Genomic DNA, 18,785 nt, shown 5'->3' with positions numbered 1-18,785 from the left:
CCCATGTTCAGAACCGCGCCGGCACGGGTAACCGCTCGGGGAAGATCCACAACCGACCGGAGGAGCCCCGATGGCCGACAAGTTACGACCGCCGCAGCAGCAGGACCCGCCGGGCGTGACGTCGAAGATGGACCCGCCGCCCCGCGATTCGATGGAGGATTACGAGGGCCGTGGTCTCCTGAACGGCAAGCGCGCGCTCATCACCGGTGGAGACTCGGGAATCGGCAGGGCGGTCGCCATCGCCTTCGCCAAGGAAGGCGCCGACGTCGCGATCGCCTACCTCAACGAGCACGAGGACGCCAAGTACACCGAGGAGCGCGTCCGGGCCGAGGGCCGCGAATGCCTCCTTCTACCGGGCGACCTGGCCGAGGCGGCACAGTGCCGCGAGATCGTCGAGCGGACCGTGAACGACCTCGGCGGACTCGACATCCTGGTCAACAACATCGCCACCCAATGGCCGGTCGACGCCCCGGAAGAACTCACCGACGAACAGTGGACGCACACCTTCGACGTGAACATCCACAGCTTCTTCCGGGTGACGAACGCCGCGCTGCCGCATCTCAAGAAGGGCGCGGCGATCATCAACACGGGTTCGGTGAACGGGTTGCGGGGCAACAAGTCCCTCATCGACTACTCCGCGACCAAGGGGGCCGTGCACGCCTGGACCTACGCGATGGCGCAGGCGCTGGCCGACCGAGGTGTCCGGATCAACTGTGTCGCGCCGGGTCCGGTGTGGACACCGCTGATCCCGTCGACGTTCCCGCCCGAGAAGGTCGAGAAGTTCGGCCTCCAGGTCCCGTACGAGCGGGCCGCCCATCCCGACGATCTCGCGCCGTCGTACGTCTTCCTCGCGTCCAACCGGCTTTCGTCCTACTACAGCGGCGAGGTCATCGCCGCGCTCGGCGGCGAGACGACCCCCGGCTGAGGCGGTCCACCGCCTCGACGACTTCCTCGGGCGGGACGAGGTCCAGGCAGGGATGGCCGGGTACCGGGCAGATCCGGGCCCGGCTGTCCCGGCACGCGGCGTGCTGGTCGCCCAGCAGCGCGGCGGGCACGCCGTACGGCGCCCAGCGCGACGCGGGGACGACAGGGGCGAACAGGGAGACCACCGGCGTCCCGACGGCGGCCGCGAGATGCGCTGTCCCGGTGTTGGGCGCGACGACCACCTTCGCCCCGGCGAGCACGGCCGCCAGTTCGGACAGCCCTGTGCGCCCGCCCAGGTCGAGCGCGTCCCCGGCGACCTCCCTGGTCAGCTCCGTTTCCGACGGCGACCCCGTCACGACGACGCGATAACCGGCGGCCTGCAGGGCCTTGACGATCGCCGCGGACCGCGCGGCGGAGGGTTGCCGGGCCGGAACCGAAGCCGCGGGATGGACGACGACGTACCCCTCGTCGAGCGGTCCGGCCCCGAGCAGGCCGTCGGCCGGCGGGAGCGGCCCCCGGATCGCGAGGCCACCGTGGTCCCCTGGGGGCAGCGAGAACCCGGCTTCCCGGGCGAGGGACAGCATGCGGACCGCTTCCGGCGGATCACCGGGCACGTGATGCCGCAGATCCAGCAGCGACCCCGGATAGTCCTCGCTGATCGCGCCGATCCAGGGCACGCCGGCCATCCGCAGCACCAGGGCCAGCGGGAGCGGCGACTGGTGGAACGACGTGAGCACGAGCGCCGCGTCGAGGGACAGCCCACGCAAACGCCGGACGAGGCCGTCGATGTCCTCTTTGGTCACCGGTGGGGGTTCGGGGTCGATCCACGGTGCGCACCAGGTGAGCACCTCGTCGACACCGGGCAGCAGATCACCCGCGGCACGCCCCCGGGGCCCGGTCAGCAGGACGACGCGTTCCGCCCCGGCCGCCACCGCGCGGACGCAAGGACCGGCGAGCAGGACGTCGCCGAGGTTGTCCATCCTCGCGACCAGCACGGTCCCCCTCATCGGCGATCCGCGACGGCCAGGTGGACGGCTTCGGCGAGGTCGCGGGCGACGGTCGCCCGGCGGCGGGCGCGGTCGACCTCCTCGGGCCGGGTCCGCGGGGTCGGGATCAGGATCGCGCGGGCCCCGGCGGCGAGCGCGGCGTCGACGTCGGCCCCGGTGTCGCCGATGACCACGCACCGGCGGACGTCCACGCCGAGCGCCTCGGCGGCCTGACGCACCAGTCCGGGCGCGGGTTTCCGGCAGGTGCAGCCGTCTCCGTCGTCGTGCACGCAGACCTGCCAGGTGCCGAACGGCCCGAGGACCTCTTCGACGCGGGCGTTCACCGCGGCCAGCCGGTCCGGCGTGATGAGGCCTTTCGCCACCCCGGACTGGTTGCTGACCACGCCGACCCGGATCCCCGCGGCCCGGATGCCGTGCAGGAGTTCCTTGGCGCCGGGAACGGGACGGACGCCCTCGGGGTCGTCGAGGTAGGGCACGTCGACGATGAGGGTGTCGTCCCGGTCGAACAGCACCGCCTGCGGTCGCCGGGAGAGCCGATGGCGCACCTCGCCGCGGAGCCGGTGGTAGCACGCCGCGGGCGGGATGAGGACGCTGGTGACGAGCATGCGCGAGACCTCGCCGGGAGTGAGCGGCCCCGGCGCGATCCGGCGCGCGGCGAACTCGGCGGTCAGTCCCGCCCACAGTCCCGCCGCCGCGGCCGCGGCCTTGCGACGTCCCAGCGCGAACAGCGCGGCGGCACCCACCGCGCTCGCCGTGGCGAGCGCGTGCCGTTCGAGCCGTCCGTGTCCCGCGGCGGTCTGCTGACGCCAGAGGACACCGTGTTTGCGCCGCATGAGCGCGTCGTCGGCGTTGCCGCGCTGGGCACGCAGACTCGCCAGCGGGCCCGACCGCTTGGGCGGATGGGTGGTGACCCGTTCGCCCTTCGCGATGAGGTAGCCCGCCTTGGTGACGTTCAACCCGAGGTCGGAGTCTTCACGGTAGGCGCGGGGGAAGCGTTCGTCGAAGCCGCCGACCTCGGCCAGCACCGTCCGCCGGTAGGCCATGTCGGCGGTGATCCACCTGGCCGTCTCCAGCCCGGCGGTCCCGCGTTCGTCGTCGGTCGGCGGACGGTCCGGGGGCAGCGGCACGACGAGCCTGGCTTGCGACGCCGCGGTGTCCGGCCCGAGCGGAAGAAGGTCCTCGGCGAGTTTCCGCGGCCAGTCCGAGCCGACCAGCACGTCGTCGTCGAGGAAGGCGATCCACTCCGTCGTCGCGCGCCGCCACCCGGCGTTGCGGGCGGCGGCGGGACCGCGGCCGCCGGTGCGGATCACCTCGACCTCCGGCGTGCACGGCGGCGGCTTCAGGTCGGCACCGCCGCGCCGGTCGTCGGCCACGATGATCCGCGCGGGCCGCGGTTCCCCGGCGGCTTCGATACCGGCCAGAAGCCGATGGAGATTCTCCCGGCCGGTGGTCGGGATGACGATCGTGTAATCCAGATGGGTCACTCTCTTCCGATACCCGGGTACGCCGGGCGCAAACGCGCCCGGTCCCCGTGTGCTAAGCCGGAATCGAGTCGGTCTTCCGCAGCCAGGAACGATGTTCGCCCAGTTGCGCGAGGAACGAGGAGAAGAAACCGTCGGGGATGGTCAGTTCGGCCGCGGTGGTGGTGACGACACCTTGGTCGACCAGGGTGTCGGCGTCGTCGGCCAGTTTCGCCGTCACTCCGGCACGGCGCAGCAGGTCCAGACCCGAGCCGAAACCGGCCACCGGCTTGCCGTGTTTGTAGGCCTCGGCGACGAAGTGCACCGCGTAGCCGTCGCGTTCCAGGATGTTGATCGCATCAGGACCGCACGGGACGATCACGGCGTCGTAGAGCACCGACGCCATGGTGTTGAGCTGCCTGTCGGGCCGCAGGGGATCCCCTTCACCGCCCGGCCGGAGTTCGGCTTCGGTGGGCGCAAGCACCTCGACGATCGCGCCCTGTCCGGTCAGGGCTTCGACGAGGCGCCCGACCCCGACGGTGTCGACGCCGTCGGCGGCGAGCACGGCGACCTTGCGGCCGGTGGGGTCCGCGGTCGGCTGGTTCAGCTGCGAGAGCGCGGGAGAAGTGCGGTCATGGTGTGGCGCGGCCGGAGCGGCGGGCACGCTGACGCCGATGCCCTCGGCCACCCTGGCGGCCAGGTCGTGGTCGACGTTGTTGAGCTCGGTGACCGTCCTCGCCCGGACCTCACGGTCCTCCACCTTGCCGAGTTCGAACCGGAACGCCGCGACGATGTGCTCGCGTTCGACGGCGGTCATGCTGTTCCAGAACAACGTCGCCTGGCTGTAGAAGTCCTTGAAACTCTCGCTGCGTTCCCGGATCTTGTGCCCGGCGACGGCTTCGGTGTAGTGCTCGAACACGCCGGAGTCGGCGATCGCCGGGCAGCCGCCGCCGAGCGAGTTGGGGAAGTAACTCGTCCGTCCCTTGTGGACGTTCTGCTGGCCGTGGCCGTCACGCTGGTTCGTGTGCACCCGCGCGATCGGCCGGTTCACCGGCAGCTGGGCGAAGTTGGGACCGCCGAGCCGGATCAGCTGCGTGTCGAGATACGAGAAGTTCCGCGCCTGCAGCAACGGGTCGTTGGTGAAGTCGATCCCGGGCACGATGTTCGCGGTGTGGAAGGCGATCTGCTCGGTCTCGGCGAAGAAGTCGTCGGGGTTGCGGTCGAGGACCATCCGCCCGACCGGCTGCACGGGTACCTGCTCCTCGGGGATGAGCTTCGTGGCGTCCAGCAGGTCGAAGTCGAAGTCGTGTTCGGCGTCCTCGTCGACCAGCTGCACGCCCAGTTCCCATTCCGGGTACTGCCCGGCCTCGATGGCGTCCCACAGATCGCGCCGGTTGAAGTCGGGATCCTTCCCGGCGATCTTCTGGCATTCGTCCCAGACCAGGGAATGCGTGCCGAGCACGGGTTTCCAGTGGAACTTCACGAAGGTGCCCTTGCCGTCGGCGTTGACCAGCCGGAAGGTGTGCACGCCGAAGCCCTGCATCATCCGGTAGCTGCGCGGCAGCGCGCGATCGGACATCAGCCAGAGCACCATGTGCAGGCTCTCCGGCTGCAGCGAGACGAAATCCCAGAACGTGTCGTGCGCCGACTGCGCCTGCGGTATCTCGTTGTGCGGCTCGGGTTTGACCGCGTGCACGAAATCGGGGAACTTGATGCCGTCCTGGATGAAGAAGACCGGCATGTTGTTGCCCACCAGATCGTAGTTCCCCTGGCGGGTGTAGAACTTGGTCGCGAACCCGCGGACGTCGCGGACGGTGTCGGCCGAGCCGCGGGAACCGGCGACCGTGGAGAAGCGCACGAAGACGGGGATCTTCTCACCGCTGGTGAGGAACTCCGCGACCGTGTAGTCGAGCAGCGAATCGTCGTAGGCCTCGAAGTACCCGTAGGCGCCCGCCCCGCGTGCGTGGACGACGCGTTCGGGGATGCGCTCGTGGTCGAAATGCGTGATCTTCTCGCGGGCGTGGAAATCCTCGAGCAGCGTGGGGCCACGGGCCCCGGCCTTCAGCGAGTCGTCCGTATGCCCGACCCGGACGCCCTGCTGCGTGGTCAGCGCGGAATCCCGGGGATCCACGCGGCTTCCGCGCAACTGCTCGTCCTTCGCGTCCTCTCGGTGCTGTGCCACGGGGCCGCCCTTCTCGGTGATGGTCTTTCCGCACGGCTACCCGTACGCCGATCCGGTAAACGGCGTACGCGAAGTGTCGAACCGCTCGTTCGGGGTAACCGATCGCAAACACTTCGAAGGAGGTGCGAATGCCGGCAAGGGATCGGACGGCGGTGCTGGAGATCCGCAACCCGTCCGACGACAGTCTCGTCGGAAGCGTCAAATGCGCGTCCTCCGACGCCGTCCAGGCCGTGATCACCACGGCACAGCGGCGCGGGCGCGCGTGGGCGGCCACTCCGGCGGCCGAACGTGGAGCGGCGGTGAAGGATGCCGCCCGGTTGCTGCGAGAGCGGGCGGGCGAACTCGCCGTCCTCATCGAAAGCGAGACCGGAAAGCCCCGGACCGAAGCGGAGGAAGGGGTGCTGGCCGGGGCCGGGACGCTGGAGCAGTACGCGGAACTCGGGCCGGTGCACCGCGGGAGATCACTGCTCGGTGACCCGGGCGCGACCGATTTGATGGTGCCCGAGCCACGCGGCGTCGTCGTGGCGCTGACCCCGTGGAACGACCCCGTCGCGGTGGCCTGCGGCCTGCTCGGCGCGGCGCTGGTCACCGGGAACACGGTGGTGCACAAGCCGAGCGAACGCTGCCCGTACACCGGCGCCTGGCTCGGCGGCGTGCTGTCGCAGGCCCTGCCGGAGGGCGTGCTCCAGACCGTGCAGGGCGATGGAAGCGTCGGTGCCGAACTCGCCGCCCATCCGGACGTCGACGTCATCGCGCATGTCGGCAGCACCGACGCGGGCCGCTCGATCGCCGCGAGCGCGGCCAGGACCGGGGCCAAGGCGCTGCTGGAGAACGGCGGCAACGACCCCCTCGTCATCGACGCCGACGTGGATCCGCACTGGGCGGCCGCGCAGGCCGCGACGGGGGCGTTCGCCAACTCCGGGCAGATCTGCGTCTCCGTCGAGCGGATCTACGTCCATCAGGACATCGCGGACGCCTTCCTCAGCGCGCTGGTCGCCGAGGCCGGTGGCCGGGAGCTGGCCCCGCTCGTCGACCGGCGTCACCGCGATCACGTGCACACCCAGGTGACGGAAGCACTCGCCCAGGGCGCCGATCCGCTGGTCGGTGGCGTCCTGCCGCACGGTCCCGGCGCCTTCTACCCGGCGACCGTCCTCACCGGCTGCACCTCGGGGATGCGGGTGTTCACCGAAGAGACCTTCGGTCCGGTCGCCCCCGTTCGGGTGGTGCCGGACTTCGACCAGGCGCTCAAACAGGCGGCGAGCGACGAATACGGGCTCGCCGCCACCGTGCTCACGTCGTCGATGACGCACGCGCAGCGGGCCTGGCGTGAACTCCCGGTGGGCACGGTGAAGATCAACAACGTCTTCGGCGGCGCACCGGGCGGGGCCGCGCATCCGAGGCGGGCCAGCGGGAGCGGCTACGGCTACGGACCCGAACTGCTCGATGAGATGACGCAGACGAAGGTCGTCCACCTGGCCCCGCCGGGGCCGTGATGGCCGGGAGGATCCGGTGGACGGCGCCGTTCACCTGGCTCGGCCGGGTGGTCCGGGTGCCGGGGGAGGAGCGGCGAAGCCTCGTCCAGATCACGAAGGCCGCCGCGGCGGCCGTGATCGCCTGGCTCGTGGCGACGTCGGTCCTCAAGCTGCCGCAACCCTTCCTGGCCCCGTACGCGGCCGTGTTCCTGGTGCAGGCCACCGTCTACCGGTCGCTGCGCGGCTGGGCACAACAGGTCGGCGCGGTCAGCGTGGGCGTGCTGCTCGCGGCGGGCGCCGGCCAGCTGATCCCTTCGATGACGGTGGCGCTCGGGCTGGTCGTCTTCGCCGGGCTGCTGATCGGCTCGTGGCCGGGGTTCGGCGACTCGGGGGTCTGGGTCGGGGTCACCGGCATGCTGCTGATCTCCTACGGCAACGCGACCGAGCCCGTCCTGCTCGCCGACAGATTGCTGGAAACCGCGCTGGGTGCGGCGATCGGCGCGGTGATGAACGCCGTCGTCCTGCCGCCACTGCACGGCGAGCGGTTGCGGGAGGCGACGTCCCGGCTCGCTTCGGCGATCGGGGACGTGCTGGAGGAGACGGCGGCACTGGTCCGGGGCGGCGAGCAGGCCGAGGCGGCCGACCGCCTGCACGAGCGGATGCGTGACGTCCGCAGCCTGGTCGCGGACGCGGAGGACGCGATCGGCTGGACCAGGGAGAGCCGGTACCTGAACCTCCGACGGCGGCGTGAGGCGCGGGACGAGCCGTTGGCGAACCTCATCTCGCTGTGGCCGCCGCTCGCCCAGCTGATCGACGCGGTGAGCGAAGCAGCCCAGAGCGACCAACCGTTCCGGCATCCCGGCGAGTACGCGCGCGGGGTGGTCGGCGAGCTGCTCGAAACCCTCGCCGAGGTGGCCCGTTCGGGCGATCCGGCCAAGCAGGATCGGTGCCGTGCGCTGGTCGAGGAGATCGATCACCTGCTCGTCACGCCGACGGACGAGGTCACGACGTCGATCGGGCTCGGCGCGATGGCCCTGCCCGCCCGTCGCCTGGTCCAGCGGCTGGAGGCGGATTAAGCCGCGTCCACGGTGGGTAACCGTACCCATGACCGGAAGCGGAAAGCGGATCGTGGTCACCGGTGCCACGGGCAATGTCGGGACGGCCGTGGTGCGCGCGCTCGGTTCGGATCCCGAGGTCGGGTCGATCGTCGGCGTGGCCAGGCGCCCCAGCCGGTGGGAGAGCCCGAAAACCGAGTTCGTCACCGCCGACGTCGCCCGGGACGACCTCCGTGCCGTCTTCGACGGCGCCGACGTGGTGATCCACCTGGCGTGGCTGTTCCAGCCCACCCATCGGCCCGAGATCACCTGGCGGTCCAATGTGCTCGGCTCGATCCGGGTCTTCGAAGCCGCACAGGCGATGCGGGTGCCCGCGCTGGTGTACTCGTCGTCGATCGGGGCGTACTCGCCACGGGACGACGACCACCCGGTGACCGAAGAATGGCCGACCCATGGCTCGCCGAAAGCCGCGTACACCCGTGAAAAGGCTTACGTGGAAAGGGTTCTCGAAGCGTTCGACCGGAGTCATCCGCGGATGCGGGTGGTGCGGGTGCGCCCGGGTTTCCTGTTCCAGAAGGCGGCGGCGCCCGAACAGCGCCGGCTTTTCGGCGGGCCGCTGGTACCCGAGCGGCTCGTACGCCCGTCCCTGATCCCCCTGCTGCCGGACATCCCGCAGCTGAGGATCCAGACCGCGCACACCGAGGACGTGGCCGACGCCTACCGCCGCTGTGCGCTCCAGGAGGTCAAGGGAGCGTTCAACATCGCCGCCGATCCGGTGCTGGACACCCGGTCGCTGGCCCGGATCTTCGGCGCCAAACCGGTGAAGGTCCCGGCGGTCTTCGTCCGGCGCGCGCTCGCCGCGGCCTGGGCCCTGCACCTGATCCCGGCCACGCCCGGACTGTTCGACGCCGTCCTGCACCTGCCGGTGATGGACTGCACGCGGGCCAGGGAGGAACTGGGCTGGACACCGCGGTACTCGTCGGAAGACGCGATCGAAGCCTTCCTCAAAGGACTGCGGGAAGGGGAAGGCCTGCCGACCGAGCCGCTGAAACCGGACGTCGGCCGGGCCCACGAACTGGCGACCGGAGTGGGGGAGCGGCCGTGAAGGAGAAGGAACTGCTGCACACCCTGACCAAGGTGGTGACCACTTTGGACGGTACGCCGGTGCGGTTCGCCGTCGCCGGCGGTCTCGCCGTCTACGCCAGAGGCGGTCCCGCGTCCGACCACGATGTCGACCTCTTCCTCAAACACGAGGACATCGAGAAAGCGGCGGAGGCACTGGAAGCCGCGGGGCTGAGACGTGTGCACCCGCCGGAAGACTGGCTCACCAAGGTCTACGACGGCGACTGCCTGGTCGACCTGATCTTCCGGCCCAACCACCGTCCGGTGACCGACGAGATGCTCGACCGCGCGTCGCTGATGCGGATCGGGGCGACCGCCGCGCCCGTGCTCAACGGGACGGATCTGCTCGTCGACAAGATCCTCGTGCTCAGCCCGCACCGGTGCGATTTCGGGCCGCTGCTGCGGATCGCCCGTGACCTCCGCGAGCAGGTCGACTGGCACCGGGTGGCCGAGGAGACCTCCGATTCGCCCTACGCGTGGTCGTTCCTGACCCTGCTCGCGGCACTGTCCATCATCGACGGGAAGGAGCTCCCGATGCCCGCGGAAGCACCCCAGTACCTGGTCGCCAGGCTGACCAAGGCGCTGGCGGAGGATCCGAGGACGGCCGAACTCGGCGTGCACGTCACCGTGCGCGGCGACCAGGTCCGGCTCAGCGGCGAGGTCGCCTGCGAGAACCGCAAGGCCGACCTCGAAGCCGTCATCTGCGAACACATCGCGGCCGAACTCGTGCACAACGACGTCCGCCTGGCCGACGTGCGCGAACCCGCGCGCGCCGAGGAGATCCGGTGATCCGGGTCGCCGCGGTCGGGGACGTCCACCTCGGTGAGGACAACCGGGGCCTGCTGCGGCCGGCACTGGACCACGTCGGCGAACACGCCGACGTACTCCTCCTCGCGGGGGACCTCACGCGACACGGCACCGTCGAGGAGGCCAGGGTGGTGGCCGACGAGTTCGCCGGACTCGACGTCCCGGTGGTGTCGGTGCTCGGCAACCACGACTACCACTCCGACCAGGCCGAAGCGATCAGCGGTCTGCTGGAGGAAAGCGGGATCACCGTCCTGGAGGGCTCCGCGACCACGCTGGAACTCGACGGCGGGACGCTCGGCGTCGCCGGGGTGAAAGGATTCGGCGGCGGCTTCGCGGGCAAATGCGCCAGCCGTTTCGGCGAACGTGAGATGAAGGATTTCGTCGAGCACACCATGGCGGCGGCCCAACGGCTGCGCACCGCGCTGGAAGGACTCGAACACGAGGAGCCGGACGTGATCGTCGCGCTGACGCATTACGCGCCGATCCCCGGTACGCTGCACGGCGAACCACCGGAGATCCACCCGTTCCTCGGGTCGTACCTGTTGTGTGAGCCGATCGACGAGGTCGGGGCCGCTCTCGCGGTGCACGGGCACGCGCACTACGGCAGTGAACAGGGCGTCAGCCCGGGCGGGGTGCCGGTGCGGAATGTCGCCCAGCCGGTCATCCGGTCGGCTTACGCGACGTACGTCCTCGAACCGGCGAAGGCATTGGCATGAGAGAACGATTCCACGGTCAGCTCACCGTCCTCGGCGAGCGGCTGTCGGAGATGTGCGGGATGGCGTGCGAAGAGCTGCGCCTGGCGAACCGGATCTTCCTCGACCACGACGTCGAGGCGGCCGCCGAACTCGCGACCGTCGAAGCGCGGTTGAACATGGCACGGACCGAATGCGAGGAGACCGCGCAGAAGCTGCTCGCCCTGCAGGCGCCGGTCGCGAGGGATCTGCGGACGGTCCTCGCGGCGGTGTACTGCGCCGACCGGCTGGAGCGGATGGGCGACCTCGCCCAGCACATCGCCGAGCAGGTCATGCGGGCGCCGGAGTTCGCCGTCCCCGACGCGCTCACCGGCCGGTTCGGTGAGATGGCCGGACTGGCCTGTTCGATGGCGGAAGACCTCGGCGCGGCGATCGACGGGCCGACGGCCGAGGTGTTCCAGTCGCTGGCACGGTCCGATCAGCGCGTCGACGCTCTTTACGAGGAGCTGATGGAGCTGGTGACCGGTCCCGAATGGACCGAAGGTGTCGCGCCTGCCATCTCGGTGACGTTGCTGGCGCGCTTCTACGAGCGGTACGCGGACCAGGTCGTCTCCGTGGCGCGCCGGGTCGACTTCGCGCTCACCGGGGAACTGCCCGCCTCCTCCCTACGAGACGCCCTTCCTCCGCACTTAGCCGACTAACTGCGGGGGCTCGTGAGTGGTAATGACGGTTAGAACCGTCATTACCACTCACGAGCGGTCAGGTGTTGCGGTCTTCTAGGGCGTCCCGGATCTTGTCGATGAACGCCGTACCCGGGGCCAGGATCCGGTTCGCCGGCGGGCGGTCCGGGGCGGCGGGGTGCGGCCGGGTGGGCGCGATCTTCTTGGCCCGCAGGATCTTCTCGCCCAGATCGCGTAACTCCTCCGCCGAGCAGGCGCCCTGCAGTTTCGGCAGCAGGTCGCCCTCTTCCTCTTCGATGTGGTGGCGGACGTCTTCGATCAGCTTCCCGACCAGTTCGTCGAAGCGGTTGTCCTTCGGCTCGAGGCCTTCGAGATCCTTCATGATCCGCTCCGCCTTGGAGTGTTCCTCGATCTCGTGGTCGGCGACCTCGTCGCCGTCGGGCAGGTGCCGTCGCGCGGCGGGGTACATGTGCTGTTCCTCGGCGATCGAATGCCGCACGAGTTCGGCGATGAGGTGGTCGGCGAGGTCCTTGCGGTGCGCGTCGCCGCCCTTCCCGGACTCCAGTTCCTTGAAGATCCGCTCGAAAGCGCGGTGATCCTCGGTGATGACCGAAATGAGGTCGTGTTTCGTGGTGGTGGTCATGGACACTCCTGTCCGTTCTTCAGTCCGACACGACACGGTTACCCCGATTCGCGCGCGAATCACCCGGATTCGTCGGTGGCGTGATGCGGTGCGCCGACCGGTTTCGATTCCGGCGAGCCACGCTGGCGCAGATATACGCTGAACACCGCCATCGAGCCGATGGCCAGGAATTCCGACTGCCAGTTCTGCAGGGTCCGGTTCCAGAAGTCGGGCGACGCCAGGTATTCGAACCAGCTGACGGGGTCGCCGAAGTCGGAGAGCTGCTCGGCGTTGTAGGCGCTCATCCCGGCGACCGACTGCGCCAGCCAGGAAAGCAGGAACAGCCCCAGCATCACCAGACCGAGCGACACCGAGAAGATCCCGGTGCGCCAGCCGCCCGCCCGCGCCCACCGGGGTGAGTCCTTGCTCGCGTGCGCCCCGACCTGCTGGTCCTCGTCACTCTCCAGGCCGACCCGGCCCGCGGGTTTCGATTCGGGTGAACCGCGTTGCAGCAGCCAGACGGTGGCGAAAACGTAGAGGAAGAATTGCAGATATTCGGATTGCCAGTTCTCCGCGACGTCGACGGCGAAATCGGCGGAGGTCAGGTAATCGAGCATGCCGACGGGTTCGGCGGCGTGCCGCAACCGTCCGTCGTTGAAATCGGCGAGCCCGGCGAACGCCTGTCCCGCGAGACTGGCCAGGAACAGCAAGCCGAAGCCCAGGGAAAGCCCGTTGTCACGAAGAAAGCGCCGCATCATCCGCCTCCGTCACCGGTGCAGCAGCCCGATCAGGATGCAGTAGCCGAGCCCCGCGACGACGAAGACCAGGTAGACGCTGAACACCGCTCGTGCCCTCATGGCCCACCCACCGCGCAGTCGTACACCTGTTCGTTGCGGAGGTGGCAGCCCGCGCCGGTGATCAGCCATCCGGTGGAGAACTCGTGCAGGAAGAGGGTGTCGCCACCGGTCTTCACCTGGGCCTCTTCGCTCCAGACCGACGCCGTACCGGGTGTGCCGCCCGGGACGGCAGCCGCGGCCAGACCGCGTTCGCTGCCGTCCGGGCCCCACGAGTCGCGCACCCGGGGCGCGAGCAGCGCGCACGCCGAGCGATGGTCACCCGACGCGAGCGCGCCGAGGAACCGCCCGGTGGCCTCTTTCACCGGCTCCTGCCCGCTCGCTCCCGTACAACCGGCGAGGAGCAGGCACGCTCCGAACGCCAGCACCTTGACGATCACGGACCAGGAGTACCCCCTGGAGTAGTCGATTACACTTCGCGTTCCGTCATGACGCCGGGTATTGGCTCGCACGCAGCAGGTTCGCCAGATGGACGGCGTTACGGGCCAAGGTGGAATTGGTCGATTCGACCGCTTCCGGGGTCTCGTCGAGGTCGTTGTAGTCCCCGCCCTTCATGGCCTCGCCGTTCCAGTACGTCCCGCCCTGCGCCGGCACGGTGAACCCGATGTCATTGAGCGCCTGGAACAGATCCGCGGTGATCTTGTGCGCCCCGTCCTCGTTGCCGACGACGGCGGTGACAGCGACCTTGCCGAACATCGACGGCCTGCCCTCGTCGTCCGTTTCGGACAGTTCGGCGTCGAGCCGTTCCAGGACCCGCTGGGCCACACTGGACATATGCCCGACCCAGGTCGGCGTCGAGATCAGGACGATGTCGGCGGCGGCGATCTTGCGGCGGATCTCGGGCCAGGCGTCGCCTTCGCCCATGTCGGCCTCGACGCCGGGTTTGACGTCGTGATCGACCACGCGCACCAGTTCGCCGGTCGCGCCGCGTTCGGCCAGTTTGTCCAGCACCTGCTGGGCGATCAGCCCGCTGCTTGTCGGCGCCGGCGACGGTTTGAGCGTGCACACCAGGGCGAGTGCCTTCAACGGCTGGGTCATCGTGTCCTCCTGTTCGGGTCGGTGCCGAGTCCGGTGTGGGCGAACCCGGCCCTGGCGACGGCCGCCGGGTCCAGCAGGTTCCGGGCGTCGACGACGACGGCGCGTTCGGCGGCGGCGGCGAGCCGGTCCCAGTCGAGTTCACGGAACTCGGGCCATTCGGTGAGTACCACCAGCGCGGCGGCGTCCTTCGCCACCAGATACGGATCGTCGACGACCTGGACGAGGTCGGTTCCGGCCGAGTCGACGCCGGGGTCGTAGGCGGTCAGGATCGCGCCGCCCCTGGCGAGTTCCCTGGCGATCGCCAGCGCGGGGGAGTCCCGCAGGTCGCCGGTCCCCGCCTTGAACGCCAGCCCCAGCAGCCCGATGCGGACGCCCTTGAGCGAGCCGTCCGAGGTGCCGGTCACCGCGCGCCGGATCTTTCGCGTCACAGCGGCCTGCTGGCGCGCGTTGGCCTTCATGGCGTCGCGCAGGATGCCGAAGTCGACGCCCGCGTGCTCGGCGGTCCGCAGCAGCGCGGCGGTGTCCTTGGGCAGGCACGAGCCGCCCCAGCCGGGGCCGGGGGAGAGGAACGCGGGGCCGATCCGCGGATCGAGCCCCATGAGCCGCCCGACCTCGCGGATGTCGGCACCGTAGTGCTCGCAGAGTTCGGCGAGGATGTTCACATAGGACACCTTCAGAGCCAGAAACGCGTTGCTGGCGTACTTCGCCAGTTCGGCGCTCGCCGGGTCGGTGAACCAGACCGGAGCGTCGGTCTCACCGTACAACGCGGCCACCCGTTCGGCAGCGCGCCGGTTCTCCTCCGTCGAGCCCAGCACGATCCGGTCGGGGTTCAGGAAGTCCTCGACGGCGTGACCCTCGCGGAGGAACTCGGGGTTGCTCACCACCGGAAGTTCCGGCGTGCCCAGCAGTTCCGGCAACCGTGCCCCGGTGCCCACCGGCACGGTGGACTTCGTGACCACGACGCATCCCGGCTTCAGCAGGCCGGGCAGGGTGGCGACGACCTCTTCGAGGACGCGGACGTCGGCGTTCCCGCCGTCCCCTTTCGGGGTGGGCAGGCACAGCAGGACGAAGTCCACATCGGACAGTGTCTCCGGGGCCGTGGAGAACCGGAGCCGCCGGCAGTTCAGCCCGTCGTGGACCAGTTCGGCCAGCCCCGGTTCGGTGATGGTGATCTCACCGCGGTCGAGCGCGTCCACTTTGGACTGGTCATTGTCCACGCAGATCACGCGGTGGCCCAGATGCGTGAAGCACGCCGCGCTCGTCAGCCCGACGTACCCGGCGCCGATCACCCCTACCCGCTCACCCATGCGACGCCCTTTTCACCAGCAATCCTTCGGCCGCGGCGAGGACGCGGTCCTCGCGCACCAGCAACAGACCCGGATCCGGCCGGTCGGCGTGCGGGTCGCCGACGTCGCCCACCCAGAGCACCACGTGCTGCCGTGCCCCGGGCGGCGGGCCCCAGCGGCTCGGCGGGGTCGGCCCGAACAGCAGCACCGAAGGCGTTCCGTAAGCGGTGGCGAGATGTCCGGCGCCGGTGTCACCACAGATGACCAGTTTCGCTTCGGCCACCGTCGCGGCGAGTTCGGCGAGACCGCCGTCCCCGGCGAGAACGGCGTCTTCCGGCAGCCCCGCCCCCTCGGCGACCTCCCTGGCTAGTCCTACCTCGGCGGCGCTGCCGGTGACGACCACCCGGTGCCGCCCGGCGAGTTCCCGCGCCACCCGCGCGTACCGCTCCGGAGGCCAGCGGCGGGCCGCGAACGCGGCGCCGGGATGGATGACCACGGCACCGGGTGCCGGACTCGGCCCCGGCGGCGGCGGAAGCCCGAGGACATCGCGCTCCGCCGGGATGCGGGCCGCTTCGAGGAGACGGCACCAGCGGTCGACCTCGTGGACGTCCTCCTGCCAGTCCGGGCCGTCGACGCCGGGGAAGTCCGGATGGCGGTGCGTGATCAGCTCGACCGGATCCTGCGCGAGGAGGTCGTGGATGCTCTCCGGCCCGCGGCCGTGCAGGTTGACCGCGAGCCTCGGCGGTTCCCCTGGCCACGACAGTTCGCCGAGACCGGCCGTCGGCAGGAGTTCGTCGACCGCGTCGATGAGTTCGACGATGTCGCGGAGGCCTTCCGGGGCGGCGAGGACCAGCCGTTCGCCGTCGAACGCCCGGCGCAGCGCGCGCAGGGCGGGGATCCCGGTGAGCAGATCGCCCAAGCCGAGCGCGCGCAGCACGAGAATGCCGCCGCTCACGGCCACGACCCTTCTTCCGACGCGCAGACCACGAGTTCACGGACCTCGCAGCCGGGTGGCTGCGACAGCGCGAACACCACACTCGCGGCGACGTGCTCGGGCTGGTTGAGCTTCGCGTCCGGCGGTGGCTTGTACTGCTCGGCCCGGTCGTCGAAGAACGCCGTATGCATCCCACCGGGGACGAGCAGCGTCACCCCGACGCGGCCGGCGAGTTCCATGGCGAGTGCCCTGGTGAAGCCGACGACGCCGAATTTCGAGGCACAGTAGGCGCTCGCGTCGCCCGCGACCCGGATCCCGAGCGTCGAGGCGCAGGTGACGACCGTGCCGTGGCTCCGGCGCAGGAAGGGCAGCGCCGCGCGGACGACCGCGGCCGTGCCGAGCAGGTTGACCCGGATCACGCGCTCCCAGTCCGCCGTGGGCACGTCGTCAAGTGCCCCGCAGGCGTCGGTTCCCGCCGCGGTGAACACGCCGTCGAGACCGCCCGCGCGTTCGGCGAGTACCCGCACGGCCTTCTCGGCCTCGGCGGTGTCCGCCAGATCCGCCCGGACGAAGTCGACGCCGCCGGCGGGTTCGGCGCGGTCGATGACGAACGGGGTGCCGCCCGCCTCGCGGACGGCTTCGACCGTCGCGGCACCGAGACCGGAAGCGCCGCCGGTGATCAGGATGTTGCCGAGTGAGCGCATCATGCTCCTTCCGCCGCGGCCACCAGCCTGGAGGTGGAGTAGCCGCGGATGGTCGGGATCAGGACGATCTCGCCGCCGTGCCGGTGCACCACGGCGCTTTCGGGGAGTTCCCGGTCCGCGTAGTCGCCGCCTTTGACCCAGACGTCGGGGCGCAGACGGTCCAGCAGGGCGGCGGGATCGGGTTCGTCGAAGATCGCGACGGCGTCGACGGAACTGAGTTCGGTGAGCAGCCGCGCGCGGTCGCGGGCGGCCACGATCGGCCGCCCCGGTCCTTTCAGGCGGCGTACCGACTCGTCCGAGTTGAGGCACACCACCAGCGCGTCACCGAGGGCGCGCGCCTGGCGCAGCAGGCTGGCGTGCCCGGGGTGGAGCAGATCGAAACAGCCGCCGGTGGCGACCAGCCTGCCACCCCGCGCGCGCACCCGCGCGGCCACGTCGAAGGCCGAAGCGCCATGGTTCCGAGGGTCCTGCTCGGGCTGTGTGTCCATAGTGGACAAAGTTGCGGCGCCGCCGGTGGCGACGAAGCGGGCCGCGGTCGCGACCCCGGTGGCCACCGCGTCGGCGGTGGACGCCCCGTCGAGCAGCGCGGCGGCCGCGGCGGAGGCGAAGCGGTCACCCGCGCCGCAGGTGTCCTTGGCGGTGATGCCGGCGGGCGGCCGGAACGTCGTGCACCGCTCGCCGTCGGTGAGCACGGCGCCGTCCCGGCCGGTGGTGACGCTGACCGCGTCCACGGGCCACAGCGCGTGGATCCGCTCGGCCAGTTCCGCCGGGCCGGACCGGGATTCGGTGAAATGCCCGGCCTCGGCGAGATTCGGCGTGGCCAGCCGGACACCCGGCGCCGGTTCGGCGCCGCGGGGATGCGGATCCCAGACGATCGGGATGTCCCCGGCCAGTTCGGCGAGCAGGTCGCGGACGCCGGGATGGGCTGTCACGCCCCTGCCGTAGTCGGCGACGAGGATCGTTCCCGCCGAGCGCAGCGCGTTCCGCGCCTCCCGTGACAGGGGCGCGGGCCCCGCCGTGCCGTCGCCGCTGTCGAGCCGGACGAGCGACTGCCCGGCGGCCCGCACCCTCGTCTTGGTGACGGTGGTGCCCCGCAACGGCATCGGGACGAGGGTGACCTCGCGTTCCAGCAATCCGGCCAGTGCACGCCCGGCCTGGTCGCCGCCCAGGGGAGCGACCAGGACGACGTGGGCGGTGGACCGCGCCGCGAGCAGCGCCGCGAGCCCGGCGCCACCCGGCCGCCGCCAGTGCCTGCCGAGATCGACCACGGGGACCGGCGCGTCCGGGCAGAGGCGGTCGGAGGTGCCGTCCAGGTCGACGTCCAGCAGCGCGTCGCCGACCACCACCAGCGGCCTCACGTGGGCACCCCGAGCGCGTCGTCCAGCGCGGTGCACAAGGCATGGACCAGCGCCAGGTGGACTTCCTGCACGGTCGCCGTTGACGGCGCTTCCACCGGGATCGCCTCGTGGCACAGCGCGGCGAGCGGATTGGGGGACGGCCCGGTCAGCGCCCAGGTCGTGACGCCGAGTTCGTGGGCGGCCTTCGCCGCCGCGACCACGTTCTGGCTGGTCCCGCTGGTGGACAGGCAGACGAGGATGTCGCCGGGACGGCCGTGTGCGCGGACCTGGCGGGCGAACAGCTCGTGTTCGCCGTAGTCGTTGACGATGGCCGTACCGGCGGAGGCGTCCGCGTGCAGGGCGATCGCCGAGAACGGCCGCCTGTCGTTGCGGAACCGGCCGACCAGCTCACCGGTGAGATGCTGCGCTTCGGCGGCGCTGCCGCCGTTGCCGCACGCGAGCAGCCGTCCACCGGAAGACAGGACGAGGGCCAGATGCTCACCCCAGTCGCGAAGCTTCGGTGCCCAGGAACGAGATTTCCCGGCCGCCTCACTCAAAGCGGCGAAGTGTTCTTCGATCACGACACACCTCCAAAGGCGTTCAGGGAAT

The 18,785-nt window shown here is 70.6% G+C and carries 19 protein-coding genes; 7 read left to right on the top strand and 12 right to left on the bottom strand.

Annotation, left to right across the window (positions count from 1 at the left end):
• Nucleotides 1-70 precede the first annotated feature (70 nt).
• Entirely contained in the window at nt 71-925 is an 855-nt protein-coding gene (locus L324_RS11235; protein ID WP_037306230.1) for an SDR family oxidoreductase, read from the top strand.
• On the opposite strand, the gene L324_RS11230 is transcribed toward L324_RS11235, so the two are convergent.
• The 3 genes from L324_RS11230 to L324_RS11220 are packed head-to-tail and all read right to left on the bottom strand — an operon-like array spanning nt 888 to nt 5,573.
• Nucleotides 888-1,931, bottom strand: a complete 1,044-nt coding sequence (locus L324_RS11230) for a glycosyltransferase family 9 protein (protein ID WP_037306228.1) — start codon at nt 1,929-1,931, stop codon at nt 888-890. The genes L324_RS11235 and L324_RS11230 overlap by 38 nt on opposite strands.
• On the bottom strand, nt 1,928-3,415 hold the full coding sequence (locus L324_RS11225; RefSeq protein ID WP_037306227.1) for an HAD-IIIA family hydrolase: 1,488 nt from the start codon (nt 3,413-3,415) through the stop codon (nt 1,928-1,930). Before L324_RS11225 ends, L324_RS11230 begins: the two co-directional genes overlap by 4 nt.
• A 52-nt stretch (nt 3,416-3,467) precedes the next feature.
• Entirely contained in the window at nt 3,468-5,573 is a 2,106-nt protein-coding gene (locus L324_RS11220; RefSeq protein WP_037306226.1) for a catalase, read from the bottom strand.
• A 128-nt stretch (nt 5,574-5,701) separates the two neighbouring features.
• Between L324_RS11220 and L324_RS11215 the strand changes: the two genes are divergently transcribed.
• From L324_RS11215 to L324_RS11190, 6 genes are read left to right on the top strand one after another with little or no spacing between them, the layout of a single operon-like run.
• Nucleotides 5,702-7,066 (top strand): aldehyde dehydrogenase family protein, encoded by a 1,365-nt coding sequence (locus tag L324_RS11215; protein WP_037306225.1) that lies wholly within the window; start codon nt 5,702-5,704, stop codon nt 7,064-7,066.
• Nucleotides 7,066-8,121 (top strand): FUSC family protein, encoded by a 1,056-nt coding sequence (locus L324_RS11210; protein ID WP_037306224.1) that lies wholly within the window; start codon nt 7,066-7,068, stop codon nt 8,119-8,121. The genes L324_RS11215 and L324_RS11210 overlap by 1 nt, the downstream gene beginning before the upstream one ends.
• Before the next feature lie 28 nt (nt 8,122-8,149).
• Nucleotides 8,150-9,205 (top strand): NAD-dependent epimerase/dehydratase family protein, encoded by a 1,056-nt coding sequence (locus L324_RS11205; RefSeq protein WP_037306223.1) that lies wholly within the window; start codon nt 8,150-8,152, stop codon nt 9,203-9,205.
• Entirely contained in the window at nt 9,202-10,011 is an 810-nt protein-coding gene (locus L324_RS11200; protein ID WP_037306222.1) for a nucleotidyltransferase family protein, read from the top strand. Before L324_RS11205 ends, L324_RS11200 begins: the two co-directional genes overlap by 4 nt.
• Complete coding sequence (locus L324_RS11195) at nt 10,008-10,745, top strand: metallophosphoesterase family protein (RefSeq protein ID WP_173426368.1); 738 nt, start codon at nt 10,008-10,010, stop codon at nt 10,743-10,745. Before L324_RS11200 ends, L324_RS11195 begins: the two co-directional genes overlap by 4 nt.
• On the top strand, nt 10,742-11,422 hold the full coding sequence (locus L324_RS11190) for a phosphate signaling complex PhoU family protein (protein WP_037306221.1): 681 nt from the start codon (nt 10,742-10,744) through the stop codon (nt 11,420-11,422). The genes L324_RS11195 and L324_RS11190 overlap by 4 nt, the downstream gene beginning before the upstream one ends.
• Before the next feature lie 58 nt (nt 11,423-11,480).
• On the opposite strand, the gene L324_RS11185 is transcribed toward L324_RS11190, so the two are convergent.
• From L324_RS11185 to L324_RS11145, 9 genes are all read right to left on the bottom strand, one after another.
• The gene (locus L324_RS11185; RefSeq protein WP_037306220.1) at nt 11,481-12,044 is read right to left on the bottom strand and encodes a hemerythrin domain-containing protein; all 564 of its coding nucleotides are present in this window, start codon (nt 12,042-12,044) and stop codon (nt 11,481-11,483) included.
• A gap of 59 nt (nt 12,045-12,103) precedes the next feature.
• Nucleotides 12,104-12,778, bottom strand: coding sequence for a DUF6766 family protein (locus tag L324_RS11180; protein WP_037306418.1), 675 nt, complete (start codon nt 12,776-12,778; stop codon nt 12,104-12,106).
• 98 nt (nt 12,779-12,876) lie between these two features.
• Nucleotides 12,877-13,257 carry a hypothetical protein gene (locus tag L324_RS11175; protein ID WP_037306219.1) on the bottom strand — a complete coding sequence of 127 codons (381 nt, stop codon included), beginning with the start codon at nt 13,255-13,257 and terminating at the stop codon, nt 12,877-12,879.
• A 46-nt stretch (nt 13,258-13,303) separates the two neighbouring features.
• Nucleotides 13,304-13,915 carry a flavodoxin family protein gene (locus tag L324_RS11170; RefSeq protein ID WP_037306217.1) on the bottom strand — a complete coding sequence of 204 codons (612 nt, stop codon included), beginning with the start codon at nt 13,913-13,915 and terminating at the stop codon, nt 13,304-13,306.
• Entirely contained in the window at nt 13,912-15,222 is a 1,311-nt protein-coding gene (locus L324_RS11165) for a UDP-glucose dehydrogenase family protein (RefSeq protein ID WP_037306213.1), read from the bottom strand. Before L324_RS11165 ends, L324_RS11170 begins: the two co-directional genes overlap by 4 nt.
• A complete protein-coding gene (locus L324_RS11160; RefSeq protein ID WP_037306212.1) occupies nt 15,215-16,162 on the bottom strand; it encodes a glycosyltransferase family 9 protein in 948 nt (315 codons plus the stop codon). The genes L324_RS11165 and L324_RS11160 overlap by 8 nt, the downstream gene beginning before the upstream one ends.
• On the bottom strand, nt 16,153-16,839 hold the full coding sequence (locus L324_RS11155) for an SDR family oxidoreductase (protein ID WP_037306209.1): 687 nt from the start codon (nt 16,837-16,839) through the stop codon (nt 16,153-16,155). Before L324_RS11155 ends, L324_RS11160 begins: the two co-directional genes overlap by 10 nt.
• Nucleotides 16,839-18,197, bottom strand: coding sequence for a PfkB family carbohydrate kinase (locus L324_RS11150; protein WP_037306208.1), 1,359 nt, complete (start codon nt 18,195-18,197; stop codon nt 16,839-16,841). Before L324_RS11150 ends, L324_RS11155 begins: the two co-directional genes overlap by 1 nt.
• The gene (locus L324_RS11145; RefSeq protein WP_037306206.1) at nt 18,194-18,757 is read right to left on the bottom strand and encodes a D-sedoheptulose-7-phosphate isomerase; all 564 of its coding nucleotides are present in this window, start codon (nt 18,755-18,757) and stop codon (nt 18,194-18,196) included. The genes L324_RS11150 and L324_RS11145 overlap by 4 nt, the downstream gene beginning before the upstream one ends.
• Nucleotides 18,758-18,785 lie beyond the last annotated feature (28 nt).

Source organism: Amycolatopsis orientalis DSM 40040 = KCTC 9412 (assembly GCF_000478275.1).
GTDB classification, from domain to species: domain Bacteria; phylum Actinomycetota; class Actinomycetes; order Mycobacteriales; family Pseudonocardiaceae; genus Amycolatopsis; species Amycolatopsis orientalis.
This window is presented reverse-complemented; position numbering and strand designations above follow the sequence as displayed.

Coding starts and splice junctions, on each gene's coding strand:
- L324_RS11215 (WP_037306225.1), top strand. CDS start 5,702: ATGCCGGCAAGGGATCGGACGGCGGTGCTGGAGATCCGCAACCCGTCC.
- L324_RS11210 (WP_037306224.1), top strand. CDS start 7,066: ATGGCCGGGAGGATCCGGTGGACGGCGCCGTTCACCTGGCTCGGCCGG.
- L324_RS11170 (WP_037306217.1), bottom strand. CDS start 13,915: ATGACCCAGCCGTTGAAGGCACTCGCCCTGGTGTGCACGCTCAAACCG.
- L324_RS11205 (WP_037306223.1), top strand. CDS start 8,150: ATGACCGGAAGCGGAAAGCGGATCGTGGTCACCGGTGCCACGGGCAAT.
- L324_RS11230 (WP_037306228.1), bottom strand. CDS start 1,931: ATGAGGGGGACCGTGCTGGTCGCGAGGATGGACAACCTCGGCGACGTC.
- L324_RS11165 (WP_037306213.1), bottom strand. CDS start 15,222: ATGGGTGAGCGGGTAGGGGTGATCGGCGCCGGGTACGTCGGGCTGACG.
- L324_RS11155 (WP_037306209.1), bottom strand. CDS start 16,839: ATGCGCTCACTCGGCAACATCCTGATCACCGGCGGCGCTTCCGGTCTC.
- L324_RS11190 (WP_037306221.1), top strand. CDS start 10,742: ATGAGAGAACGATTCCACGGTCAGCTCACCGTCCTCGGCGAGCGGCTG.
- L324_RS11180 (WP_037306418.1), bottom strand. CDS start 12,778: ATGCGGCGCTTTCTTCGTGACAACGGGCTTTCCCTGGGCTTCGGCTTG.
- L324_RS11185 (WP_037306220.1), bottom strand. CDS start 12,044: ATGACCACCACCACGAAACACGACCTCATTTCGGTCATCACCGAGGAT.
- L324_RS11235 (WP_037306230.1), top strand. CDS start 71: ATGGCCGACAAGTTACGACCGCCGCAGCAGCAGGACCCGCCGGGCGTG.